At 69.1% G+C, this 24,622-nt stretch carries 21 protein-coding genes and 2 pseudogenes; 15 read left to right on the top strand and 8 right to left on the bottom strand.

Annotated features, from left to right (window positions below):
• Nucleotides 1-166 precede the first annotated feature (166 nt).
• From QEG98_RS38550 to QEG98_RS38500, 11 genes are all read left to right on the top strand, one after another.
• On the top strand, nucleotides 167-2,488 hold the full coding sequence (locus QEG98_RS38550) for a GAF domain-containing protein (protein ID WP_316564876.1): 2,322 nt from the start codon (nucleotides 167-169) through the stop codon (nucleotides 2,486-2,488).
• Nucleotides 2,475-2,660: a hypothetical protein gene (locus QEG98_RS38545; RefSeq protein ID WP_316564875.1), complete on the top strand. Its 186-nt coding sequence runs from the start codon at nucleotides 2,475-2,477 to the stop codon at nucleotides 2,658-2,660. The genes QEG98_RS38550 and QEG98_RS38545 overlap by 14 nt, the downstream gene beginning before the upstream one ends.
• Before the next feature lie 243 nt (nucleotides 2,661-2,903).
• A complete protein-coding gene (locus QEG98_RS38540) occupies nucleotides 2,904-4,163 on the top strand; it encodes a HAMP domain-containing sensor histidine kinase (protein ID WP_316564874.1) in 1,260 nt (419 codons plus the stop codon).
• A 181-nt stretch (nucleotides 4,164-4,344) separates the two neighbouring features.
• Nucleotides 4,345-5,370: a hypothetical protein gene (locus QEG98_RS38535; protein WP_316564873.1), complete on the top strand. Its 1,026-nt coding sequence runs from the start codon at nucleotides 4,345-4,347 to the stop codon at nucleotides 5,368-5,370.
• A gap of 1,072 nt (nucleotides 5,371-6,442) precedes the next feature.
• Complete coding sequence (locus QEG98_RS38530; RefSeq protein ID WP_244171477.1) at nucleotides 6,443-6,907, top strand: SMI1/KNR4 family protein; 465 nt, start codon at nucleotides 6,443-6,445, stop codon at nucleotides 6,905-6,907.
• Nucleotides 6,908-6,963: 56 nt separating this feature from the next.
• Entirely contained in the window at nucleotides 6,964-7,221 is a 258-nt protein-coding gene (locus QEG98_RS38525; RefSeq protein ID WP_316568035.1) for an acyl-CoA dehydrogenase family protein, read from the top strand.
• A gap of 30 nt (nucleotides 7,222-7,251) precedes the next feature.
• On the top strand, nucleotides 7,252-8,463 hold the full coding sequence (locus QEG98_RS38520; protein WP_316564872.1) for an acetyl-CoA C-acetyltransferase: 1,212 nt from the start codon (nucleotides 7,252-7,254) through the stop codon (nucleotides 8,461-8,463).
• 40 nt (nucleotides 8,464-8,503) lie between these two features.
• Nucleotides 8,504-10,681: a 3-hydroxyacyl-CoA dehydrogenase NAD-binding domain-containing protein gene (locus tag QEG98_RS38515; protein WP_316564871.1), complete on the top strand. Its 2,178-nt coding sequence runs from the start codon at nucleotides 8,504-8,506 to the stop codon at nucleotides 10,679-10,681.
• Between the two features lie 25 nt (nucleotides 10,682-10,706).
• Nucleotides 10,707-12,113: an aldehyde dehydrogenase family protein gene (locus QEG98_RS38510; RefSeq protein ID WP_316564870.1), complete on the top strand. Its 1,407-nt coding sequence runs from the start codon at nucleotides 10,707-10,709 to the stop codon at nucleotides 12,111-12,113.
• A gap of 161 nt (nucleotides 12,114-12,274) precedes the next feature.
• Nucleotides 12,275-13,786 carry an ABC transporter substrate-binding protein gene (locus tag QEG98_RS38505; RefSeq protein ID WP_316564869.1) on the top strand — a complete coding sequence of 504 codons (1,512 nt, stop codon included), beginning with the start codon at nucleotides 12,275-12,277 and terminating at the stop codon, nucleotides 13,784-13,786.
• A 268-nt stretch (nucleotides 13,787-14,054) separates the two neighbouring features.
• The gene (locus QEG98_RS38500) at nucleotides 14,055-14,204 is read left to right on the top strand and encodes a GNAT family acetyltransferase (protein ID WP_410477901.1); all 150 of its coding nucleotides are present in this window, start codon (nucleotides 14,055-14,057) and stop codon (nucleotides 14,202-14,204) included.
• A gap of 15 nt (nucleotides 14,205-14,219) precedes the next feature.
• On the opposite strand, the gene QEG98_RS38495 is transcribed toward QEG98_RS38500, so the two are convergent.
• Both QEG98_RS38495 and QEG98_RS38490 read right to left on the bottom strand, forming a co-directional pair.
• Complete coding sequence (locus tag QEG98_RS38495) at nucleotides 14,220-15,431, bottom strand: DUF1624 domain-containing protein (RefSeq protein ID WP_316564868.1); 1,212 nt, start codon at nucleotides 15,429-15,431, stop codon at nucleotides 14,220-14,222.
• 350 nt (nucleotides 15,432-15,781) lie between these two features.
• Nucleotides 15,782-16,261 (bottom strand): helix-turn-helix domain-containing protein, encoded by a 480-nt coding sequence (locus QEG98_RS38490; RefSeq protein ID WP_316564867.1) that lies wholly within the window; start codon nucleotides 16,259-16,261, stop codon nucleotides 15,782-15,784.
• Between the two features lie 76 nt (nucleotides 16,262-16,337).
• Here QEG98_RS38490 and QEG98_RS38485 point away from each other — a divergent pair, with 76 nt between their 5' ends.
• Entirely contained in the window at nucleotides 16,338-17,201 is an 864-nt protein-coding gene (locus QEG98_RS38485) for a class I SAM-dependent methyltransferase (protein ID WP_316564866.1), read from the top strand.
• Between the two features lie 56 nt (nucleotides 17,202-17,257).
• Here QEG98_RS38485 and QEG98_RS38480 read toward each other — a convergent pair whose 3' ends face one another.
• The 5 genes and pseudogenes from QEG98_RS38480 to QEG98_RS38460 form a co-directional block, all read right to left on the bottom strand.
• Nucleotides 17,258-17,875 carry a hypothetical protein gene (locus QEG98_RS38480; protein WP_167371043.1) on the bottom strand — a complete coding sequence of 206 codons (618 nt, stop codon included), beginning with the start codon at nucleotides 17,873-17,875 and terminating at the stop codon, nucleotides 17,258-17,260.
• Between the two features lie 87 nt (nucleotides 17,876-17,962).
• A pseudogene (locus QEG98_RS38475) lies at nucleotides 17,963-18,525 on the bottom strand (response regulator transcription factor).
• Nucleotides 18,522-19,832, bottom strand: coding sequence for an ATP-binding protein (locus QEG98_RS38470; protein WP_316564865.1), 1,311 nt, complete (start codon nucleotides 19,830-19,832; stop codon nucleotides 18,522-18,524). The pseudogene QEG98_RS38475 and the gene QEG98_RS38470 overlap by 4 nt, the downstream one beginning before the upstream one ends.
• Complete coding sequence (locus QEG98_RS38465; protein WP_316564864.1) at nucleotides 19,829-20,596, bottom strand: hypothetical protein; 768 nt, start codon at nucleotides 20,594-20,596, stop codon at nucleotides 19,829-19,831. The genes QEG98_RS38470 and QEG98_RS38465 overlap by 4 nt, the downstream gene beginning before the upstream one ends.
• Before the next feature lie 3 nt (nucleotides 20,597-20,599).
• On the bottom strand, nucleotides 20,600-21,523 hold the full coding sequence (locus QEG98_RS38460) for a transporter (protein ID WP_090487189.1): 924 nt from the start codon (nucleotides 21,521-21,523) through the stop codon (nucleotides 20,600-20,602).
• Between the two features lie 199 nt (nucleotides 21,524-21,722).
• Here QEG98_RS38460 and QEG98_RS38455 point away from each other — a divergent pair, with 199 nt between their 5' ends.
• On the top strand, nucleotides 21,723-22,160 hold the full coding sequence (locus QEG98_RS38455; RefSeq protein ID WP_090487192.1) for a DoxX family protein: 438 nt from the start codon (nucleotides 21,723-21,725) through the stop codon (nucleotides 22,158-22,160).
• Between the two features lie 3 nt (nucleotides 22,161-22,163).
• Here QEG98_RS38455 and QEG98_RS38450 read toward each other — a convergent pair whose 3' ends face one another.
• Complete coding sequence (locus QEG98_RS38450; protein WP_316564863.1) at nucleotides 22,164-22,880, bottom strand: metallophosphoesterase; 717 nt, start codon at nucleotides 22,878-22,880, stop codon at nucleotides 22,164-22,166.
• A gap of 555 nt (nucleotides 22,881-23,435) precedes the next feature.
• On the opposite strand from QEG98_RS38450, the pseudogene QEG98_RS38445 reads away from it, so the two are divergent.
• Both QEG98_RS38445 and QEG98_RS38440 read left to right on the top strand, forming a co-directional pair.
• Nucleotides 23,436-23,912, top strand: a pseudogene (locus QEG98_RS38445) (PAS domain-containing protein); the annotation flags it as partial.
• Nucleotides 23,913-23,955: 43 nt separating this feature from the next.
• Entirely contained in the window at nucleotides 23,956-24,579 is a 624-nt protein-coding gene (locus tag QEG98_RS38440; RefSeq protein ID WP_316564862.1) for a HAMP domain-containing sensor histidine kinase, read from the top strand.
• Nucleotides 24,580-24,622: the final 43 nt, after the last annotated feature.

Here is a 24,622-nt window from a genome sequence, read left to right as displayed (position 1 = left end):
GATGGATAGCGCACGCTTGGCGCCGCGCCTCCGCCTTCATCCGGGCACGATGGCGCGCCTCGCGGTGTAATCCCACGCCGCCAGTTGTTCCGGGGGCCGGTCCGCTCCTGGGGGCCCGGAGACGCCGGGCCGAGTTCCTGACCACCGCACACCAGGTGACTTCTTCATGTCGCAGGACGGGATTCCGACGATGGTGCCGTTGCAGCGGGGGGGCATCCCTTTCAGCCGGGGGGCCTCCGTGGCCACCCGGCTGCCGCTGACGCACCTGCGGATTTCGGATGAAGACCCCCACCGCCAGGCGAAGGCCGTTTCGGATGCTCCCGCCGTGCTGCTGGTGGATGACCATGTGTCGAACCTGGTGTCGCTGGAGGCCATCCTCGAGCCGCTGGGCATCCGCATGGACAAGGCCTGTTCGGGGGAGCAGGCCCTGCGCTTCCTGCTGCGCGAGGACTACGCCGTCATCCTGCTGGACGTGCGGATGGCGGGGCTGAGCGGCTTCGAGACGGCGGCGCTCATCAAGCAGCGTGAGCGCACGCGCAACGTCCCCATCATCTTCCTCACCGCCTACGGCCGCGATGACGCGGAGCTCGTCACCGGCTACGCCACCGGCGCGGTGGACTTCCTCCAGAAGCCCTTTCCGCCGGAGGTGCTGCGCTCGAAGGTGTCCGTCTTCGTGGAGCTGTTCCGCGCGCAGCAGCAGGTGCGGCGCCAGTCGGAGCTGCTGCGGCAGAAGGAGGCCGAGGCGCGGGATGCCGCGCTGAGGGCCGCGGGCTACATCGACCGGTTGCGGGACTTCACCGCCCGGCTGTCGGAGGCGGCCACCGTGCCGCAGGTGTGCCGCGCGCTCTTCGAACAAGGGCTGGTGGCCGCTGGCGCGAAGGCGGGCACCGTCAACCTCCTGGACGCGGAGGGCGAGGCGCTGGAGGTGGTGGATGCCATTGGCTACCCGGAGAGCGTGCTGAGCCGGTGGCGGCGCATCCCGATGACGGCGGCCATGCCGCTGGCGGAGTCGCTGCGGGAGCAGCAGGCCATCTGGGTGGGGTCGTCGGAGGAGTGGAGCGCGCGTTATCCGCTCATGGATACGCGAGGCCTTCACGAGGCGGCGCTCGCGCTGCCCTTGCTGGTGAAGGGACGGGCGCTGGGCGCCATTGGCCTGTCCTTCGCGCGGCCCCGGACCTTCACGGAGATGGACCGGGCCTTCTTCACCGCGCTGGCGCATGCGTGTGCCCAGGCGTTGGACCGGGTGCACCTGACGGCGGAGGAGCGCCGGGCCCATGCCGTGGCCCGGGCCGCCGCCGCCCGGCTGCAGATGCTCACGGAAGCGTCCGATGCCTTCGATGCGACGAACCGCGACCTGTCCGTGCTGCTGGACACCATCACCCGCCAGGTCGCCTACTTCCTGGGGGACACGTGCACGCTGTGCCTCCTGTCCGACGACGCGACGCGGTTGGAGGTGGCGGCGAGCCATTCCAACCAGGGGGAGGAGGGGGCGCCGCTGCTCCCCGGTGATGGGCTGAGCGACTTCGTGCTCCGTGGCGGACGGCCGCTCCTGGTGCCCGAGCTGTCGGAGGACCAACAGCGGGAGCTGGGACAGGGCGAGGCGCTGCGCAGCTTGCTGTGCGTGCCGCTGCGGACGCAGGGCAAGGTGGTGGGAACGCTGTCGGTGGGGCGCATGGGCCCGGGCCGGAGCTTCACCCAGGAGGACCAGGAGCTGGTGGAGGAGCTGGCGGCGAAGGCGGCGCTCTCCATCGAGAACGCGCGCCTGTTCGCGGAGCAGCAGCGGTCACAAGAGGAGCTGCGCCGGCGCGCCGAGTTCGAACAGCAGCTGGTGGGCATCGTCTCCCACGACTTGCGCAATCCCCTGGCGGCCATCTCCATGTCGGCGGGGCTGCTGGAGAAGAAGGGGGAGTTGACGGAGCCGCAGAAGCGCATGGTGTGGCGCATTGGCCAGGCCACCGAGCGCGCGGCCCGGATGATTCGCGACCTGCTGGACTTCACCAAGGCCCGGCTGGGCGGCGGCATTGCCCTGCACCGTCAGACCACCGATTTGCGGGAGGTGGTGCACCAGGTGGTGGATGAGCTCCTGGTGGCCAACCCCGGGCGTCGCGTGGAGGTGGAGGTCCAGGGCGAGGTGCGCGGCGAATGGGATTCGGACCGCATCGCCCAGGTGCTCACGAACCTGCTGGGCAATGCCCTGGCCTACAGCCCCGCGGACGCCCCGGTGCGGGTGGAGACGCGGCTGGAGGGCGAGGCCGCGCTGCTGTCTGTCTTCAACGGGGGCGCCCCCATCCCCCGTGAGTTGTTGCCTCGCCTGTTCGAGCCGCTGACACGGGGCGCGTTGAAGGAGGGCCAGTCCACCCGCAGCATCGGCCTGGGGCTCTACATCGTGCAGGACATCGTGCGCGGCCACGGCGGCGGCGTGGAGGTGGTGTCCTCCGAGCAGCACGGCACCACCTTCACCGTGCGCCTGCCGCGTGCGGCGGGCTGAGTCGCCCGTCCCGTCCATCGATTGGCTCTACTCCGCGGGAGACCTCAACGGTGACGGCCCATACGTCCTGTATCAGGTCAACCGGATGACAGGTGCCGCCACGACGCCGGAGCAGGCCATCTCCGGCGGTGCCTCCGGACCCGAGCTGCGCGACATTTCCATCATGGATTGAGCCGGAGTCCTGGGCGAGCGCGCCGGGGCCCTGGCCGTTCGCGCAGGGCCATTGCGGAATGAGGACACCGCGGCGGGTGCCGGGCCGCGAGGCGCGTTGGCACTGGCGCGGAGTGAGCACTGAAGGTCGCGCCAGTACCCTCGTACAAGTTCGCGCTCCCGGAGATTTGTCACTCTTGTCCCGTGTGCGTTCCGCGACCGGGCGTCGAGCATCGGAGCTGGAGGGCGTGCCAGGGGGACGTCGATGGGGGTTTGTCTGTCGTCGAAGTGGGGCTCCGCCTGGACCTGGACGACGCATGCGGGAGGCGCCGCGCCCTGTCTGCGCTTCGAGACGGTGCGAGGGACGGCGGGGGAGGTGCTCGACTTGCGCCAGGCCGCGCTCGAGGCGTCCGCCGAGCCGGTGGCGCACGATTGGGTCCTGCCTCCATGGGTGTCGCGCTGGGAGCAGGAGGGCGTGCGAGGGCTGTGCCTGGAGGACTGCGTGCGCGTGGTGGACACGGGCGAGCCGGTGTCCGTCGTGCTGCGCATCACCCGCGAGGGCATGGAGGCGCGCTTCCGGGCCGTGGGCATGAAGGCGTTGGATGCCTTCGTGCTGTGGCTGCTGCCCGATGACACGGACGACGCGCAGGCGCTTCGCGAGGCGCTGGAGCGTGAGCGCGAGGCCCGCCACCGGGCGGAGGGCGCGCTGGAGCACGCGACGGCCCGGCTGACCCGCGAGGCCCTGGACGGCAATGCGCGCCACCTCGCGCTGGAGCGGCTGACCGAGGAGGCGGAGTTTCGTGAGCGGTTCATCGGCATCCTCGGGCACGACCTGCGCAACCCCCTGAATGCCATTGCCCTGTCCGCGCGAGCCCTGGCGCAACGCACGCTGCCGGCGGCCCAGCAGCAGCAGTGCGCCCAGCGAATCGAGGCGAGCGCCGCGCGGATGGGCGCCATGATTTCCGACATCCTCGACCTCACCCGCGCGCGTCTGGCGGGCGGCATCCCCCTGCACCTGGGGACGGTCAGCCTAGCCATCGTCTGCCGGATGGTGGTGGAGGAGCTGTCCGCCGCGCATCCGGACCGGCACATCACCCTGGACGTGGAGGGCGCGTCGGAGGGCTTCTGGGACGCGGACCGGATGGCGCAGGTGCTCAGCAACCTGGTGGGCAACGCGCTGGAGCACGGCGCCGAGGACACGCCCGTCCGGCTCAAATGTATCGCCGTGAACGGTGAGCAGGTCCTGGAGGTCCACAACACCGGGACGCCCATTCCGCCTCAACAGCTGGAGACATTGTTCGACCCGTTCCGCCAGGTGGGCACTGCTCCTGGGAAGGGCCACCGTCGTGGCGCCGGTGGCCTGGGGCTGGGACTCTTCATCGTGAAACAAATCGTCCAGGCGCACGGAGGCGCTGTGTGCGTGTCTTCCTCCGAGGCAGAGGGAACGACCTTTACGGTGAAAATGCCACGAGACGCGCGACAGTCGCAGGAGCCCGCACCCTTGGGTGTGAGACATCGCGTGTAACTGCAACGTTGGCGGCTGGGCGGATTGAACGCTGAGCGTCAGCCGGCGCACGGACTACGTGTTTGCCGCATGACCGACGTGCGCGAACTGCCCGAGAGGGCACCTGTCAGAGGGGAAAAGAAGGACTACCGGTTATCTTGGCCGCGAGAAACGCGGCTACCCCCAAAAACCGGAGGCAGCCATGTATCACCACCCCACCTCGAAGACCTGTTCCAGCTCCAAGGTCACCTACGCCGGACGCCGTTGTGCGCACCGGTGGGAGCTGCTGCCAGCGTTGCTTCTTGTCGCCGCCGTGGGGTGTGGCCCGGCGGAGCCAATGGATACGGCGAGCGAGACGCTGGGCACCCAGTCGGACGCGTTGGTGTCGTCCAATGGCTTGTCCACCAATGGCTTGTCGACGAACGGGCTGTCGACGAACGGCTTGTCGACCAACGGCCTGTCCACCAATGGCTTGTCGACGAATGGACTGTCGACGAACGGCTTGTCGACGAATGGTTTCAATACATGGTTCAGCGCGGACCCCGTCAAGGCCGAGGAGGTGATGCGATACATCGTCCGGTGCGCGCTCGCCTCCGGCCAGTCCCTGACGTACACGCATGCGGGCACCACGCACACCTGGCATGGCTCCCTGGGGCTGGCGCCGACGTGGTCGAGCCCCACGCCTCCGCCTCCGTCGAGCCCGGGCGCCCCGGTTGCCCCGGAGCCCGAGCAGCAGCTGGTGTCGAGCTGCCTGGCGGCACACGTGAACAAGTACGGTGTGCATCTGAACATCTCCGTGCAGGGCAAGGACTCGCAGGGCGTCCTCATTCCGACGACGGCCGAGGAGCTGCAGACCTACAACCAGAATGAGGCCGTCTTCTTCGGCAACCTCTTCAATGGTCAGGGACTCTTCGCGGCCAATGACGCGCCCTACCTGGCCTACGACGAGAGCACGGTGCGCGCGTGCGGCCTGTCGTCGTGGAGCGGGGACCCGGACTGCGCGGCCGTCATCACCCACGTGGGGGCTGCCCTGACGCACTGCCAGCAGGATTCCACGCGGACGTACTACACGCGCTGCACGTACAACGGCGTGACGTACCGCCCGCTCACCACCCGCATCCGTCCCCAGGACATCTACAAGTGCGGTGATGGGACGTGCCAGCTCTCCGAGCGCTGCGGCACCAGCAACACGCCGGACAGCTGCGCCGCGGACTGTGGCGCCTGCTAGGCGCTGATGTCTTCGCGGCGCCCCCGTGCCGCGCGCAGTGGCGGCCTTTCCTCCTACCCCTCGGGAGGATGCCATGGAAGTCCCAGTCTGTCCGAGCGCGGCGGCCGCCGCATCCAGGCTGAAGATGTGGGTTGTCTCCGGGCCCTCCCCGCACGCCCGGCTCATTCAAATGGCTGTCGCGAGATGCATCCACACCTCCCGCGCTTCGCTGGGGGCAGGGAGCGGTTTGCCTGATGCGTCGTTGTTCACGGCCGTGGGTCAGCGGACCGCGACCTGACGGAAGGACGGCAGTCCCTGAGTGGAGCCTGGCAGGCGGGGTGGGCCGCCATGGCCGCCACGCTATGCCGGCCATGCCTGCCTGGCGGGATGGTCATCAACGGGCGATGCCCTACCTTGCGGTTCTGGTATTGGTGCTATATCTGGTTTTGGATGTTATGGCGATTCGCGCTGGTGGCGTGTGTGGGCGTGCCGCTCGTGAGTGCGTGCGGCTCGTCAGCGACGGCTGGCAGTGTCGGTCCGCCCGCTGCTGCGAAGTGGGTTGGACCGCCGGTGCCCAGCCCCGCTGGGGGCACCGTGCGCTTCGCGCTCTACTACGGACCCTGGTCTTGCAGCGCAGGGTTGTATGCCCGCTGTGAGCGGCGCTGCGCCGCAGAGGGGCATGTCCCGTTGTTGGGCTGCATCTGGCTCGCGGACATCAAGGGTGCCTGGACAGGCCGCTGGGCCGCACTGCCAGCCGAGGCAGGTGGGCGTCTGGCCATTACCCACTGCTGCTGTAGTTTCCCTGAGACGAATTCCGCCAACTTGCGGCGGACGTGGAACAACGCACGCAAGGGCTACCGGAATGAATGGGCTCGCGAGTTTGGAGAGTGGCCGAAGGTACCCGGCGGCGACATGTGGCCAGGACATCACACACGAGACCTCATGCATGGAGGACACCCCACAGCGCGGGACAACGTGCTGCCGGTGCCCCCCGCCGTTCACGAAGTCATCAACGAAGCGTATCCAGCATGCTACGCGAGTGAGCCACGGTGGCGGACCATCGGGCCGGACAGGCCGTATGCCGACTGAGCACATGAAACAACTGCTGGCCGAGGTGACAGCGCACCACTTCCCGAACGCACCCGCTACGCCCGCTCAGATCGCCGCGTTCGAGGCTCGCGTGGGCTGGCGCCTCGATGCGGACCTCCGCGCGTTTTATCTGCACTGCGACGGCGGCACGCTGTTTGAGCCACGGCCGGACCAGAACTTCCGCATCCTGCCCCTCAATGAAATCCAGCGGGCTCGCGTCGCGATGCGCGGGAAGGACGACGACTCCCGGGGGCTCGCGTCCTGGTGGACGCTCGTCTACCTCGGTGATTCCGACTACTGCTTGTTGGACGTGGCAGCTCAGCCGGGGCCGTATCCCATCCTTGATGCCTTCCACGAATCGTATCCACGGTTCGTGGACCCGATTGCACCGTCGTTCGGGGCATGGCTGGAGCGCACGTTGTGCAGCAATAACCAACTCTGGTGGCTCCCCGAACCCGAGAACGACTGAGGGGCCCCGGCTCACTCCTGCGCTTCACGGCGGAGGTTCAGGGACCACGCTTGAAGATGTCGCTGCCGGGCATGCTGTCCCCGCCGGTCAACCTCTCGCCGCGCTGGCTGGGGCCGCACCCTGCGTACAGGATGGCGACGTATTGGGTGACGGACCCTGCGTGCATCGTCGCCGACCGTTGCTTGCAGTCGTTCCTGGGGGAGGGGTACATGAAGGCGTACCCCCATCGCCCACCTGTTCGCGGACACCGTGTGCTGCGAATCCTTGCCGGCGCGAACGAGATCATGAAAGAGCTCGTCGCCCGTTCCCTGTAGACCCACATCCCCGTCCCAAGGAGGCTCTTCGTGAGCCAGGAAGCATTCATCTTCGACGCCGTCCGGACCCCTCGCGGCAAGGGCAGGAAAGGCGCGCTGCACGGCACCAAGCCCATCACGCTGCTCACCGGGCTGGTGGACGCGCTCAAGAAGCGTCACCCGAACCTGGACCCCCAGCGCATCGACGACGTGGTGCTCGGCGTCGTGTCGCCGGTGGGTGAGCAGGGCGCCGACATCGCCCGTACCCTGGTGCTGGCGGCGGGGCTGCCCGAGACGGTGGGCGGCGTGCAGCTCAACCGCTTCTGCGCGTCCGGCCTCACGGCGGTGAACATGGCCGCCCAGCAGGTGCGCTCGGGCTGGGAGCACTTGGTCATCGCGGGCGGCGTGGAGAGCATGTCGCGCGTGCCCATGGGCTCGGACGGCGGCGCCTGGGCCATGGACCCGGCCACGAACTTCGACACCTACTTCGTCCCGCAGGGCATCTCCGCGGACCTCATCGCCACCATCGAGGGCTTCACGCGCGAGGACGTGGACCGCTACGCGGCCCGTTCGCAGCAACTGGCGGCCCATGCGTGGGCCGGCGGGTACTTCAAGAACGCCGTCGTCCCGGTGGTGGACCAGAACGGCCTCACCGTGCTGGACCATGACGAGCTCATGCGCCCGGACTCCACCGTGGCGTCGCTCGGCAAGCTCAACCCGTCCTTCTCCGTCATGGGCGAGGCGGGCGGCTTCGACGCGGTGGCCCTGCAGAAGTACCACTTCGTGGAGCGCATCGAGCACGTCCACACGCCGGGCAACTCGTCGGGCATCGTGGACGGCGCGGCGCTGGTGCTCATCGGCTCCGAGCAGGTGGGCAAGTCGCTGGGCCTCACGCCGCGCGCGCGCATCGCCGCGGTGGCCACGTCCGGCTCGGACCCCACCATCATGCTCACCGGCCCGATTCCGGCCACCCAGAAGCTGCTGGAGATTGCGGGCCTGTCGGTGAAGGACATCGACCTGTTCGAACTCAACGAGGCCTTCGCCTCGGTGGTGCTCAAGTACCAGAAGGACCTCGGCATTCCGGACGAGAAGCTGAACGTGAACGGCGGCGCCATCGCCATGGGGCACCCGCTGGGCGCCACGGGCGCGATGATTCTGGGGACGATGGTGGACGAACTGGAGCGACGCAAGGCGCGCCGCGCGGTCATCACCTTGTGCGTCGGTGGTGGCATGGGCGTGGCCACCCTCATCGAGCGCGTCTGAGCTTCTCTTCCAACACTTCGACAGGATTCGAGCGAACCCCATGAGCGAGCAGAACACCATCCGCTGGGACAAGGACGCCGACGGCATCGTCGTCTTGACGTTGGATGACCCGAACCAGTCCGCGAACACCATGAACGCCGCGTACCTGAAGTCCATGCGCGCGACGGTGGATCGGTTGGTCAAGGAGAAGGACACCGTCACCGGTGTCATCCTCACCTCCGCGAAGAAGACCTTCTTCGCCGGTGGTGATTTGAAGGACCTGCTGAAGGTGCGCAAGGAGGACGCGAAGCAGGCCTTCGAGCTGGGGCAGGAAATCAAGGCGCAGCTGCGCACGCTGGAGACGCTGGGCAAGCCCGTGGTCGCGGCCATCAACGGCGCGGCGCTGGGCGGCGGGCTGGAGATCGCACTCGCCTGCCACCACCGCATCATCGCGGACGTGAAGGGCGCCCAGGTGGGCCTGCCGGAAGTCACGCTGGGCCTCTTGCCCGGCGGCGGCGGCGTGGTGCGCACGGTGCGGATGCTGGGCATCGTGGACGCGCTGATGAAGGTGCTGCTCCAGGGCCAGCGCTACCGCCCGCAGGAGGCGAAGGAGGTCGGCCTGGTCCATGAGGTGGTGGACTCCGTGGAGGCGCTGCTGCCCGCGGCCAAGGCGTGGGTGAAGGCCCATCCCACCGCGCAGCAGCCGTGGGACGTGAAGGGCTACAAGATTCCGGGCGGCACGCCGTCGTCTCCGGGGCTGGCGGCGAACCTGCCCGCGTTCCCCGCGAACCTGCGCAAGCAGCTCAAGGGCGCGAACATGCCGGCGCCTCGCGCCATCATGGCCACGGCCGTGGAGAGCACGCAGGTGGACGTGGACACCGCGTTCACCGTGGAGTCGCGCTACTTCACCGAGCTCGTCACCGGGCAGGTCGCGAAGAACATGATTCAGGCGTTCTTCTTCGACATGCAGCACATCAACTCCGGTGGCGGCCGTCCCAAGGACTACCCGCAGCACACCGCGAAGAAGGTGGGCGTGCTGGGCGCGGGGATGATGGGCGCGGGCATCGCCTACGTCTGCGCGAAGGCCGGCATCGACGTGGTGCTCAAGGACGTGAGCCTCGCGTCGGCGGAGAAGGGCAAGCAGTACTCCGTGAAGCTGGTGGAGAAGGCCATCCAGAGGGGCAAGTCCACGAAGGAGAAGGGGGACGCGCTGCTGGCGCGAATCCACCCCACCACCGACGCCGCCGACCTCAAGGGGTGTGACCTCGTCATCGAGGCCGTGTTCGAGGACGTGAAGCTCAAGCACCAGGTCTTCCAGGAAGTGCAGGACGTGGTCGCCCCGGACGCGGTGCTCGGGTCCAACACGTCCACGCTGCCCATCTCCGTGCTCGCCGAGGGCGTGAAGCGGACGGAGGACTTCGTGGGCATGCACTTCTTCTCGCCCGTGGACAAGATGCCGCTGCTGGAGCTCATCGCGGGAAAGAAGACGAGCGACGCCACGCTCGCGAAGGCCATCGACATCGCGGTGCAGATTGGGAAGACGCCCATCGTCGTCAACGACAGCCGGGGCTTCTTCACCAGCCGCGTCATCGGCACCTTCCTCAACGAGGCCATCGCCATGGTGGGCGAGGGCATCTCGCCCGCCTCCATCGAGCAGGCCGGCCTCCAGGCGGGCTACCCCGCCGCCCCGCTCCAACTGGTGGACGAACTCACGCTGACGCTGCCGCGCAAGATTCGTCAGGAGACGAAGGCGGCCACCCTGGCGGAGGGCAAGCCCTGGGTGGAGCACCGCAGCTACGCCGTGATGGACGCGATGATTGACCAGCACCAGCGCAAGGGCCGCTCCACGGGGGGCGGGTTCTACGACTACGTGGACGGCAAGCGCACGGGCCTGTGGGCGGGGCTGGCGCAGCACTTCACCAAGCCCGGCCACACCATCCCCTTCGAGGACATGAAGGAGCGGATGCTGTTCGCCGAGGCCATCGACACGGTGCGCTGCTTCGACGAAGGCGTGCTGCGCTCCGCCGCGGACGCGAACATCGGCTCCATCCTCGGCATCGGCTTCCCGGCGTGGACGGGCGGCGTGGTGCAGTTCATCAATGGCTACGAGGGCCGGACGGGCAACGGGCCGCGGGGCTTCATTGCCCGCGCGCGTGAGCTCGCGCAGCGCTACGGTGCGCACTTCGAGCCGCCGGCATCGCTCGTCGAGAAGGCCGAAAGAGGCGAACTCTTGAAGTAGCAGCTCACACACAAGGAGAGGTCCGATGACGCAGGGCTCCAGTCGTCTCGCCGCTGTTCCGCCGTCGTTCGATGCGAAGGCGCTCGTCGAGAAGCAGCGAGCCCGTTTCGAGACCCGTGCCACGCTGCCGCTGGCGTGGCGACGGGAGCAGTTGCAGGTGCTCGAACGGGCGGCACGCAAGTACGAGGCGGAGATTCTCGCCGCCCTGCAGTCGGACCTCTCCAAGAGCCCCGAGGAGGCCTACCTCACGGAGGTGGGCAGCATCTACGGGGAGCTGAAGGACGCGCTGAAGAACGTGAAGGCGTGGATGGCGCCGCGCAAGGGGGCGGCGCCGCTCGCCATCCAACCCGCGCGCGTCTTGCAGTACTCGGACCCGCTGGGCGTGACGCTCATCATCTCCCCGTGGAACTACCCCTATCAGCTGGCGATTGCTCCGCTCATCGGGGCGCTCGCCGCGGGCTGTACCGCCGTGCTGAAGCCCAGCGAGCTGTCCCCGGCGACGTCCGCCGTGCTCGCGCGGATGCTGAGAGAAGCCTTCCCCGAGGACGTCGTCGCCGTCGTGGAGGGCGGCGCGGAGGTGAGCCGGGCCCTGCTCGACGAGCGCTGGGACCTCATCTTCTTCACCGGCGGCCCCCAGGTGGGCCGGGTGGTGGCGGAGGCCGCGGCGAAGCACCTGACGCCCACCGTGCTGGAGCTGGGCGGCAAGAGCCCCTGCATCATCGACAAGAGCGCGGACCTGGAAGTCACCGCGCGCCGCATCGCCTGGGGCAAGTACCTCAACGCCGGGCAGACCTGCATCGCCCCGGACTACGTGCTCATTCCACCCGAGCTCAAGGGCCGCTTCACGGAGCTGGTCCAGAAGGCCGTCACCGACTTCTACGGCGCGAACACGCGTGAGAGCCGCGACTATGGCCGCATCATCAGTTCGCGGCACTTCGAGCGCGTCTCGAAGCTGGCGCAGGACGGGACCGTGGCCTTTGGCGGTGAGCGGGACGCGGACAGCCGCTTCTTCGCGCCCACCGTCATCACCGACGCGCCGCTGTCCAGCCCGCTGATGCAGGAGGAGATTTTCGGGCCCCTGCTGCCGGTGGTGGACTGTCCGAGCATCGACGAGGCCATCCGCTTCGTCCGCGCGAGGCCGAAGCCGCTGGCGCTCTACACCTTCTCCAAGGACGCGGCGGTGAACGAGCGCGTCCTCACGGAGACGTCGAGCGGCGGCGCGGTGGCCAACGACGTGTGCGTCCACTTCGCCGCGAAGGGCCTGTCTTTCGGAGGCGTGGGGGAGTCCGGCACCGGTGGCTACCACGGCCAGGCCAGCTTCGACGCCTTCAGCCACCGCAAGGGCGTGGTGAAGCGGCCCTTCCTGCTCGACATGAAGCTGCGCTACCCGCCCTACACAGGGAAGCTGGGCCTCTTCAAACGCTTCCTGTGACGCGGAGGCCGTTGCCGGGCGCATCTGCCGACAAGCGCGTTTGTTTTCATCTCCCCGAGGGAAAGTTGGAGTCGAAGCGCTCCCGGAAAGGTCAGACCGCCCCGATATGAATCTCCCTGCACGGCGCTATTCGGGGCGTCGCCGAAAGGGTTTCCTTCACAATGAATATGTCATTGATTTCCCTCGGGCTCTTGGTCGGCATGACAGGGGTCGGCTGCGCGGGGCTCGACGAGGCCGAGGCGGTGGACTCCTCCGTATCGACGGACGCGACCTCCCAGGTCACCCGAGACCTGGTCACCCAGGTCACCGGTACCAGCCCGGTCACCTTCGTCGCCATGTCGGGCAACGAGACGAAGCCTTACGACCAGTCCGCCACGTCGGTGGTGGCATACCTGCGGGACTCATCGACCGGGGCGTTCACGGCCTATCCGGGCACGGGCTCTGCGGATGGCACCATCTCCGTGCCGAACGTCCCTTCCGGCCGCGTCTACCTGAAGCTGGGCTCGCGCTACCTGGTGAGCACCGGCCGCGCGTTCGATCTGGGCTCCACGGAGTGGGGCCGCGATGGCACCTTCCCCTCGCTGCCCACTCCCGTGACGGTGTCCGCCACCGGCCTGTCTCCCTGGCAGCCGGGGGACTTCCTGGACATGTATTCGCTGAACCCGGGCGCGTTCGGCTACGTCGACAGCATCGCCACGGGGCGCCCCCTGGCGGGCGCCACGTCGCTCTCCGGGCTGAGCTTCGATTACGCCAACATGCTCAACCCGGTGCTGCTCGACAGCGGCCGCGGGGATGTGTTCTCGCTGGCGCAGATGCGGTGGCAGACGAGCGCGAATGGAGTGCCCTACCGCGCGATGCACAAGGTGCTCGACACGAGCATGACGCAGGTGGAGGGCCAGCCCGTCACCGTCAACGGAACCTTCACCCAGCCCGTCGCGACAGGCACCTTCTCGGTGGACTGGAGACGCTCGGCCTTCGAAGCCATGCGCACCCAGGTGAACCCGGACGCGGTCAGCACGTACAACGAGATATGGATGTCCGCCCGGCCGGCCACGCTGAGCTCGGCGCTCGCGTCCATCAGCGGGCCGCCACTGCTCGTGAAGCTCAATCCCGACACGCAGCGGACCGACATCGTCACGGGGAGCATGACCTACAACAACCCGCTCCCGGCGACGTGGCAGAAGGTGGCGCTCGCCGCCGCGGGCTTCACGAAGAGTTACGCGCTGGGAACCGCGACGCCCTACACCATGGGCGTGGACATCCGCGTGGATCAGGAGGCGAGCGCGTTCACCGCCGCGCCCGTGCAGCCCCTCGTCGGGCCGGTGCAGGCGCCCCAGGTGAACACGCGCGGCGCGTTCCAGAACCTCACGGGCGTGGGGACCGACGCCTCGCTGCGCTGGTCGAAGCCGCTGGTCGGCACGGCCACGAACTACGTGGTGAACATCTACCGGCTCGGCACGAGCAACGGTTCCACCACCGCGACGCGCGTGGCGGTGCTGCACACGGATCTCCAGAGCGTGTATCTGCCCCCGAACGTGCTGCAGGCGGGCCAGACGTACTTCGCGGAGATTCAGAGCTGGTATCAGCCCGGCTCGAGCCTCGCGACGAGCCCGTTCAAGCGCTCGCTGCCTCGAGGCCGCGCCAGTGTGCTCACCGGCATGTTCAGCCCGTAGGCGCTGAAGTCCTGGGAAGGAAGGGAGCCCGCTCCCTCTCTTCCTCATGAGCCGCATCGCTTCCGGGTGAAGGCTCGTCATACGCAGCGCGTTGGGGATTCCCGGTGCGGGCTCGCGTCCGTTGGCTGCTGGTGGGAATCGCGTAGGGTGGATGGATGGCTTCGAAGCGCGTTCCCACCGTCACTGAAATCGGGCCCGGCACCTCGGGGCTCCAGGCCGCGTTCTGCGACGACGTGCCGCAAGTCTTCACCCGCGCTGACTTCCGGCGTTGGACGCAGTGGGGTGGTTCGGCTTCACGCCGGAGCGCTGGTGGCCCGGCGCGGTGGAGGCGGGCGAGGACATGGAGGCCGACCTGTTCGTGCGGGGACTGCCGTCCCCCCGCGAGGCGAACCTCTTCCCCGTCATGGCGCGGACCTGAGTCCGGGGCCGCCGCTCAGAGGTAGCTCATCCAGGGACTGGAGGAGCGGGCCTTCAGTGCGGCGAAGGCGCGGCAGGCGAACCACATGGGCACCGTCGTCAGCAGCGCCATGAGCCAGAGTGCGCTGACATTCGGCAGGCTGAACAGCGCGCCCTGGTTGGGACCGAAGGTGAGCAGCGCGAGCTTGTTCATCGCGTGCAGCAGGTACAGGTGGACGACGTAGAAGAACAGCGGTGCGGCGCCGAACACCGCCAGGGTGGATGTCAGTGACGCAGGCGCTTTGTCCAGCAGCGCCAGCAGGCCCGCGCCCACGCCGAGCGTCAGCAGCAGGAAGTCGAGCGACGGCGGGTACTTCGTCAGATTGACGAAGGACATGACCGTTTCCATCGGCGTAGCGCCGGGCGACCACGGCAAGGGCTCGCCGTAGACGTTGATGAGGCGCAGCAGCACGAAGAGGCCCACCGATGAGGCGGACGCCAGCAGCAGGCGGCGGCGCCTCATCGCCGGGGCGACCTGGGACGAGAACCACGGTCCCACCGCGAAGCCCAGCGCGATGACGCCCATCCACGGCAGGACGGGGTAGGACGTCTTGAGCTGCGCGCCCCACGGAAGGGTGATGAAGCCCCGGTCATGCAGCAGCGCCCACAGGGCCTGTCCCGGCTGGCCCGCTTCGAAGTGAATCGGGTCGAGCAGGTTGTGGCCGAAAATCACGAGCAGCGCGAAGGTGAGCAGCGCGGGTCGTGGCAGGTAGAGCAGGGCGGACAGCACCATCATCGACAGGCCAATCGCGCCGATGACCTGGAAGTAATAGGTCCGGGGCAGGAGCGTGAAGGTCCAGGCGAAGTTGATGACGGTCAGCTCCAGCACGAGCAGGAAGAGGCCGCGCTTGAACAGGAAGCTCGAGGCCGCTTTGCGCCCTCCGTGCCGCTGGCCATAGAGCCAGGCTGCCACGCCCGTCAGGATGACGAACACGGGCGCGCAGAGGTGCGCGGCGAACCGCGTGAAGAAGAGGCTGGGCGGCGTGGCGGATATCACCACCGGGTCGCTCACCTGGGCGTGCAGGTAGAAGTACTCCCGCACGTGGTCGACAATCATCAGCGCCATGACCAGCCCTCGGAGGGCGTCGATGCCGACGATGCGGCGGCCTTTGGCGCCCACCGTCTCACGCGACGAGGCGGCGGAAGGGGCGGCGAAGTCGGGGCGTGGTGTCTGGGCGAGTTGTGTCATCGCGAGCGAGGGGAGAAGGCCATCCTCGTGGTGGCTCGTGGAACATGCATGCGCTCCTGGCCCTGGCCTGCTGCCCTGGTAACGCCCGCGGGGTCTGCGTTGGATAGCAGGGGCATGTCCCGCCTGCAGGAGGAAAGCAGCGGGAAGAATCCCCGTTCTTCCTCGTGGGGGAGGAGTATGTGGTTTTTTATTGTACTTGTATCATGATGGCAATAATCGGGCCTTGCCCAGGCGCGGACGTGCCCTGGAGAGGGCGTCCAGGCGGGCCCGCCGTCTGACGCCTGCTCTCTGAGTTGCGTGCCGCAGCCGTTCGCGAGTCCCTCTGCCCGCGAACCCACGGACGGCGGCACCTATTCGCGCGCCGGACGTGATGGGGCTTGCTTCCGGCGGCGCGTGCGCCCGCCTTCGCTCCCGTGCGACGCGTGCGACGGCCTTTGTCTGGAGGCCGTGGCAGCCGACAGGAGCTGGCGAAACCTGGGACATGCCATGTGGCTCGGAGCGGGACAGTTCGCCGCGTGCCGCAAGCCATCGCGCATGGCGCTCAGCCGCCGGATGGTGCGGTCGAGCTCCTCCGCCTTCGCGCTCAGCAGCTCCCGGTCAATGCGCGGTGGCCCGTCCGGCGCGAACATTCGAGCCAGCTCATCCAGTGAGAAGCCGGCTTCGCGCCCCAGGGCGATGAGTGCGAGCCGCTCCAACACGTCGGGATTGAACAGGCGGCGCAGGCCTCGCCTGCCCGTCGAGGAGAGCAGGCCCTTTGCCTCGTAGAAACGCAGCGTCGAGGCAGGAACGCCCGTTCGCCGGGCCACCTCGGTGATGTCCAAGTCTCTCACCCTGTTGACCTCAAGTCGACTTGAACTGGCACTGTACGGCCTTCACTTCTTGAAGGCATGCGAAGGGAGACGCGCGATGGCATCTGGTCACCAGCCCCCGGAGGGGCAGGCAGCGCTTTGGAATGGCCTCGCGGGACAGGCCTGGGTCGATAGTCGGGACCTGCTCGAAGGGATGTTCAAGCCGTTCGAGGACCTGCTCGTCGAAGCTGTCCAAGCCCGTGGCGCGCGTCAGGTGCTCGACGTGGGTTGTGGGACGGGCAGCACGACGCTCGCCGTCGCGCGGCGGCTCGGTGCCCAGGGACACTGCGTCGGCATCGACATCTCCGCGCCCATGCTCGCGGCGGCGCGGGCCCGGGCCGAAGCGGAGCATGTGGCCGCCAGCTTCATTGAGGCCAACGCGGAGCATCACGCCTTCGAGCGAGGGCGCTTCGACATGGTGATTTCACGCTTCGGCGTGATGTTCTTCGACGATGCCGTCCAGGCCTTCGTGAACCTGAGACGTTCCGCAAGGGAGAATGCCAGGCTGAGCTTCATCGCCTGGCGAAGCCCCTCGGGGAACCCGTTCATGACGACCGCCGAGCGGGCCGCGGCGCCCCTCCTTCCAAACATGCCCGCCCGCCAGCCGAACGCGCCGGGCCAGTTCGCCTTCGCGGATGGGGACCGGGTCCATCGCATCCTGGAGCAGAGCGGCTGGATGGACATCGGCATCCACCCCATTGATGCCACCTGCACCCTGCCTGAGCGGGGGTTGGTCCAGTACCTGACCCGGTTTGGGCCCCTCGGCCGCGTTCTTCACGAAGCCGACGAGAGGACCCGAACTCACGTCATCGAAACCGTCCGCGCCGCCTTCAACCCCTATGTGCACGGCGACGAGGTGCGCTTCACCGCCGCTTGCTGGCGGGTCGAAGCTCGCGCTCCCGCTGAGGTCCTCTCGGCGTGACGTGACGGGCGGCTCCCTGAAGGCCGCCGTCACCAGTCCGGGAGAAGGTTCGGGGACTACTGCTGCCGGCCCTCGATGGCGCACATGAGCACCGCCGCCGCGATGCCGAACCGCCGGTCCAGCTGGCGGTGGGTGTCCATGGAGAAGTCCAAATCAATCTTCTGGATGAACGGGTTGAAGCGCTGGTGGAAGGCGAGCACCTGGTTGAGGCCCATCGTCCCGGTGAAGGACTGGGGAATCAGCGCGGTCAGGAAGCGGCGCACCAGCGCCAACATCATGCTGTCCTCTTCAATCTTCCCCACCTCCTGGTCATTCGCGTCCAGCACCAGCCACTGGTCGCGGAGGATGGAGCGCAGGCCCTTGCGGCGCAGCGCGCCCACGCGCTCGCCCGTGGTGGCATCCGTCACGTCGTACGTCATGCCGAAGTCGAGGATGCCGCGCGCCTTGATGGTGAGCAGCTCCTCACGCATCTCCTCGTCGCTGTAGATGCGGATGTCCTCCTTCAACTTGAAGGCCTTCAGCTTCGAGTAGAAGGCGAGGTTGCCCGCCTCGTCGTAGATGTGGAACGCGTCGCCGAACAGCTTGAAGAACTTGCGGCGAATCATGTAGCGCGTCTGGCCGAAGCGGCCGGGGGCCAGGTGGCTGGGAGGACGGGTCTGGAGTGCGGTCGACATTCCGCCACCCATAGCAAAGGTCGCCAGTGACTGGCACGGGCCTCCCGCTCATCGCGAGCCCGGTAATTCCCGCGAGGCGTCAGCGTTTCAGCGGGAAGGCGGGTACTTCTGCAGCTTGCGCTGGAGCGAGCGCCGGTGGATGCCCAGCTTGCGCGCCGCCTCGGAGATGTTGCCGCCGCAGTCCGCCAGCACGCGGTTGATGTGCTCCCACTCGGCGCGCGCCAGGGACGGGGCCTCGAAGCGCTCCGAGGTCGCGACGGAGGCTCGCCGGACGCACGCGCGAAGGCCGCGAGCAGGTCATCCGCGTCCGCGGGCTTCGGGAGGTAGTTCACCGCGCCCAGCCGGATGGCATCCACCGTGGTGGCGATGCTTCCGTAACCCGTGAGGACGACGACGCGCGTGGAGGCATCCACCGCCAGCAAATCCCTCACCACCTCCAGGCCGCTGCGGCCCGGCATGCGCAGGTCCACCACCGCGTACTCGGGCGACTCGCGGCGCGCGGCGGCGAGGGCCTCGTCGTAGTCCCCCGCGGTGGTGACGTCCCAGCCGCGCTCGCGGAAGGCGCGGGCCAGCCGCTCGCGCAGGGTGGAATCGTCATCCACCAGCAACAGGCTGGGGCGCTGCTCCGTGCCCGCGCTCGCGATGCTCATGGCGCCCCCTCCGTCACCGGCAGGGAGAGGCTCGCCGTGGTGCCCCGGCCCGGCGTCGAGCGCAGCTCCAGGGAGCCGCCCAGTTGCTCCACCAGCGTGCGCGCCAGGAAGAGCCCCAGGCCCATGCCTTCGCCCGGTGGCTTGGTGGTGAAGAAGGGCTCGCCCGCCCGGGACAACACGTCCGCCGCCATCCCCGTGCCCGCGTCGCGCACCTCCAGCAGGGCACCTTCGCCGCGCGCTTGCACGCGCAGCTCCACGGGACGTGACACCTGGGACGCCTGGAGCGCGTTCTTCACCAACCCGCGCAGCACCCGGGCCAGCGCCCGGGGCGGGCCGTGGACGTGCCAGTCGCGGGCCTCGGTGGGCAGTTCGACCGTCACCCGCTCCGCGCCAGGAAGCTCCGCCAGCATGTCCTCCACCAGCCGGCCCAGGGGCACGGGGTGGAAGGGCTCACCCGTCGTCTGCCCGGCGTCCGCGGACATCTGCACCAGGACGTCGCGGCAGCGGTCCACCTGCTGGCGAATGAGGCGCAGGTCCTCGCGAACGGACTCGGAGGTGCCCGCGGTGGCCAGCGCGCGCTCCACCTCCTTGCTCACCACGGCGATGGTGGACAGCGGCGTGGACAGCTCGTGCGCGGCGCCCGCGGCGAGCGTCGCCAGCGAGGCCACCTTCTCCCGCCGCGCGTGCAGCGCGCGCGCCTGCGCCAGCTCCTGCTCCCGCGCCCCGAGCGCCCGCGTGACGCGCTGGACGAAGTAGACGATGAAGCCCGCGGCCACGGCGAAGGCCACCCACATGCCGTTGATGTGCAGCCGCATCAGCTCCGCGTGGTCCGGCCGCGACAGGCCCGCTGGCAGCTCCACGTCCTGCAACACGAACAGCGAGCCGAAGGCCGTCAGCGTGAAGCCGAGCAGACCCCACATCCACCGCGAGGGCAGCAGCACGGTGCCCAGCGCCACGTTCACCAGGTAGAGCGTGGTGAAGGGGTTGTGCGTGCCGCCGCTGAGGGCCAGCAAGCCGGTGAGCACCAGCGTGTCCCACAGCATCAGCTTGCCAAGGGTGCCCTCCGTCACCCGGAGGCCGCGCGCCAGCCACGTTCGCACCGACACGTTGGTCAGCGCCTCCAGGCCCAGCAGCGCGGCCAGCTCCGGTATGGGCAGCGCCAGCTCCAACCCGAAGGCCGCCACGCCGATGACGAGCGTCTGACCCAATAGCAGGCCCCATCGCAAGCGCAGCAGCCACTCCAGGTTGATGCGGGCCCGGGAGTCGGGCTCTGGGAGCGGCGGGGCGGCTTGGGGCGGAGGCGTCATGGTGCGACGGAGGAGGGAGGCACCACCGAGCGGGCCACGTTGCCCACCAGGTCCACGTTGGCGGGCGGCTGCTCGGCGCTGACGCCATCCAGCCACGTATCCCACGAGAGCGCAAAGACGAGCTGCGTGTGAGGCGCGGCTTCCGACAGCGTCACCCACTCCAGTAGCACGTCCACCGAGGCGCGCGTCTGGAAGCTCACCTCGAAGGGCTGGGGCTCGCTGTCCTGTCCGGTGCTCAGGGTGCCACGCAGGTGCAGGCTGCGGCCCACCATGTCCACCGGCGCGTCGCCCTGGGCGGCCGCGGCCAGTCCTTGCGCGTCGTTGCCCGCAGGCTCGAAGTTGAGGCGCGCGTGGCAGTAGCGGCCCGGCGGCGGGTGCACCGCGCCCAGCGGAATGACCGTCCCATCCGCGCTGCCCAGGCTCACGACGTGGGCGGTGTCCAGCCGCGTGGGGTGGGTCACCGTGTGGTGGGCCCACGCCGTGCCCACGGGGGACAGCTGACGCAGGAAGCGTTTCCAGCCGACCTCCGCGCACGGGAGCAGCTCCACGCTGCCCAGCGTGACGAAGCCGCTGGTGAGGACGGCGCGGGTGCCCTGGTCGTTCATGAGCTCGCGCGCGCCCGCCGCGCCCGAGATGGGCCGCGCCCGGGCGGTGATGAGCGCGAGGTCGAGCGTCATGCCGTCCTGGACGTTGGTGCCGCCGCAGCCGGCGAGAGACAGGAGCGCGGCGGCGCCCATGGTGACGGGCTTGAGGAAGGTGCGCATGGTTCAGAGGTCGTAGGCGACGGACAACATCGCGATGGGCGTGGGGACAACGCGGCCACGCAGTTGGTTGATGAAGGGCACGCGCACGCCCGCCGCGACGACGACGTCCATGCCCGGGCTGAAGATCACGTCGGGAGACGCGTAGCCGATGAATCCGCCCGTGTGCTCATGGCGCTCGCTGTCCGTGTGGCCCTGGTGCTCGCCTTCCGAGTCGGCCGGCGCCTCCAGGCGGCTGTCGAAGCCCAGGCGCAGGGCCCAGCGGGCCGACGGCTGGTATTGCGCGGCGAGCGTGGTGCGCAAGGAGACACCCGCGCGGAAGCCCTGGATGCCGCGCGTGGGGAAGAAGCCGGTGGCGCTGGCCAGGAAGGACCAGCTGCCACGGAAGTGCTGATAGGCGAGGCCAGCCAGTGGATCCACGGAGCCGCTGCCCAGCTGACTGTCCAGGGCCAGCTGGGCGCCGTCCGGACCGCGCAGCACGGGCGCGGTGGGGAGCTTCACGCCGCCCAACACGCTGAACAGGTGGTCCGCGGAGAAGGCCTTGTCCTGGAAGAGGAACACCTTCGCGGCGACCTCCACGTCGCCAATGCCCCAGCCGCGGTCCCGGGCGAGGCTGACGTGCCGCACCTCGCGGGCCTGCAGGGGCAGGGTGGCGGAGAGGAACAGCCAGGGGAGCGGCGCGTAGGCCACCGCCAGGTCCATGCGCGCCTCGCGCAGGCGCAGGGCGTCCACCCCTTCCTCGCCGACCGTGTGGCCCCAGCCCCGGACGGTGGAGGACACGCGCAGGCGGCCGGAGAACGGCTGCTCGGTGCCCATGGACATGAGCGTGGGGTCGCCACAGGCGCAGGTGGCGCAGGCCCAGGCGCTCGAGGTGGGGACGAGCAGCAGGGCGCTGGACAACAGGAGGGTGACGGTGAGGGCGTTCTTCACGGCCCGGGCACCATACGTGCTGGCCTGGAGGCCCGCGTGTGGCGTGTTGTCGCAGCGTGCGATGGCCTGAAGGGGCTGGCGGCGCAGGGCGAGCGGCCAGGCGAGCGGCTGGTGTCACGCAGGAATCGATGCTCACTTTGAGGATGACGACGTCCTGCCAGCGTTGAGGGGCTGGGAGGAGGGACGACAGGGAGGATTCATGGGCGTGCTAGCGCCGATTGGCCGGCTGCTCTTTTCGGCCATCTTCATCACCAGCGGCCTGAACCACTTCTTCCAGTGGGAGGCGCTGACGGGCGTGGCCCAGGCGTCCGGGGTGCCGGAGCCGCGCATGGCGGTGCTGGGGTCTGGCGTGGCGCTGGTGGTGGGCGGCTTGTCCGTGCTGCTGGGCGTGTTCGCCCGCCTGGGCGCGGCGGCCATCGCCATCTTCCTGCTGTCCGCCGCCTTCATGGTCCACAGGTTCTGGCTGGTGACGGACCCGGTGCAGGCGCAGGACCAGCTCATCCACTTCATGAAGAACCTCTCCATGGCGGGTGGAGCGCTGCTCATCGTCTACTTCGGGTCCGGGCCCTTCAGTCTGCGGCGCAAGAAGGCGGAAGGGCTGGGGAGCGGGAGGCTGGGCGTTCCGCTGCGGCCTTGAGGCTCAGGGCGTGGGGGCGCTGACGGCGGCCTGTCGCAGCGTGAAGAAGGCCACCTCCGGCTCGCTGCCCCGGCGCAGGTAGGGGCCGCCGAAGCCGAAGCCCAGGCCCCGGTTCACGTACAACTGGTTGCCATTCACGTGGTAGTGGCCGCGGATGTACGGCTGGCCCGCGCGGCGGAAGAGGGCCTCCGTCAGGCCGCGCACCACGAACTGGCCGCCGTGCGTGTGCCCGGAGAACTGCACCAGCCCCGCGTGCGCCGGCAGCTTCTCCGCCGTGGGCGGCGTGTGGGCCAGCACCAGCCGCGTGCCGGACACCGGCGCACCCCGGAAGGTGGCCTCCACGTCGTCCCGGCCGGTGAGCCCGTCGTCGATGCCCAGCACCGTCACCGGCGCGCCCTTCACGTGCACCTGCCGGTGCTCATTCTGCAGCACCGTGTAGCCCATCCGTTCGAAGGACTCGCGCAGGTACGGCGCGTTCACCCAGTGGTCATGGTTGCCCATCACCACGTAGACGGGACCCTTGATGCCAGCCAGCAGCTCGCGCACGCGCGGCAACGGCTTGGGGCTGTGCGTGACGTAGTCGCCGGTGAGGAACACCAGGTCCGGCTTCTCCTCGTTGACGGCCTCCACCGCGCGGCGGATGCGCAGCGCCGAGGTGGCCTGCCCTACGTGCACGTCCGACAGCTGCGCGATGCGCAGGCCGTCATGCTCGGCGTGCATGTGCTGGACCATCAGCACGTTCTCCGAAAGGGAGAAGTGGTCCCGCCAGCGCAGGCGCCGCTCCGTGCGGAAGGGGTCGGCACCGCTGCGCGCGACCAGCGCATTGCGCCCGTCCTCCTGCAGGTTCCGCCGGAAGCTGTTGGCCGGCGCTGCCAGGGGGCGTCACGACGGGCGAGACGTCTCAGGCGCATGCGGTTCGGTTCCTTTCGGTGCCGGGAACGGCGTGAGGCTCGATTGTAGCGAGCCTGTCGAGGTGGGTTGAAGCAGGTGTCCCTCGCACGCCTGCCCAGTCAGCGGCCGGCGCTCGAGGTGCGTGGAAAACCCGCGCGATTTCAGGAAGATTCCGAAGCGTCCTCAGGCATCCTTCCATCATTGGACAGACGTCCGGGGGCGTGCAGTGACGGTGACCGTTGGGATTGCTACACCCGGGGGGACGATGACCCCCAGGCTCGGGTCCGCCCAGGACACGGGGCCGGACGTGACAACGCCAGAAGGTGGAGGAAGCGCCGCGCCCCCTCCGGCGGCGGTTCGCGGCCGGTGGAGCTGGCCGAGCTCATGGCCACGGTGCCGCTGGGCATGGCCATCATCGACCGCGAGCTGCGCTTCGTCGAGGTGAGCGACGCCATGGCCGCCATGCATGGCGTGTCGCGCGAGGCCCATCTGGGCCGGCCCATGGTGGAGGTGCTGCGCGCCGAACCCTCCGCGGCCGACGTCGTGCGCCGCGTCCGCCGCGTGCTGGAGACGGGCGTGGCGCTGGAGGGCGTGGAAATCATCCACCGCGAGTCGGGCGCCCACGGCGAGCGCACCCGCGTCTACCGCGCCAGCTACCACCCCGTGCGCCGTGATGGCGCCATCGTCGCCGCGTGCATCTACGTGGAGGACATGACGGAGCGCCGCCGCGTGGAGGCCCAGCGCGACGCGGGCGCTGCCCGGGAGCGCTCGGTGCGCGAGCAGGCGCTGCGCGAGACGCAGGAGGCCGTGCGCGCCCGGGATGAGTTCCTCAGCGTGGCGGCCCACGAACTGCGCACGCCCCTCACCAGCCTGCGCCTGCACCTCCAGTTGCTGCTGCGCCGGGGTGGGCGGCTCGAACCAGGAGCCGCCCGCGGAGCTGGCGCCCAGGGCCCGCGTGCTGGACCGCCAGTTGTCGCGGCTGGTGGGGCTGGTCAACACGCTGCTGGACGTGTCGCGGCTGGCCGCGGGCCGGCTGTCGCTGGAGCCCCGGGAGCTGGACCTGGCGCAGATGGTGCGGCAGATGGCGGAGGCCTTCTCCGAGGAGTTCAACCGCGCCGGCAGCACGTTGTCGCTGCACGTGGACGGCCCCCTGCTGGGCGAATGGGATTCGCTGCGCCTGGAGCAGGTGCTGGTGAACCTGCTCTCCAACGCCGTGAAGTACGGCGGAGGTCAGCCGGTGGAGGTGTCGCTGGCCAGCGAGGGCCCCACGGCGGTGCTCGCCGTGAAGGACCAGGGCATCGGCATCTCCGAGGACGGCATGGCGCGCCTGTTCGGCAAGTTCGAGCGCGCGGTGTCGGAGCGGCACTACGGCGGTCTGGGCCTGGGCCTCTACATCACCCGTCAAATCGTGGAGGCCATGGGCGGCAGCATCACCGTGCGCTCCGCGCAGGGAAAAGGCTCAACGTTCATCCTCCGCTTGCCCACGCGGCCCCCGGTGCCCACCAAGGCCGCCGCGGGCGCGCGGTAGCTTCAAGACGCGAACCCCCAGGGCGCCCGTGCGTGGCACCCCG

Source organism: Myxococcus sp. MxC21-1 (genome assembly GCF_032612255.1).
Taxonomy (GTDB): Bacteria; Myxococcota; Myxococcia; order Myxococcales; family Myxococcaceae; genus Myxococcus; species Myxococcus virescens.
This window is presented reverse-complemented; position numbering and strand designations above follow the sequence as displayed.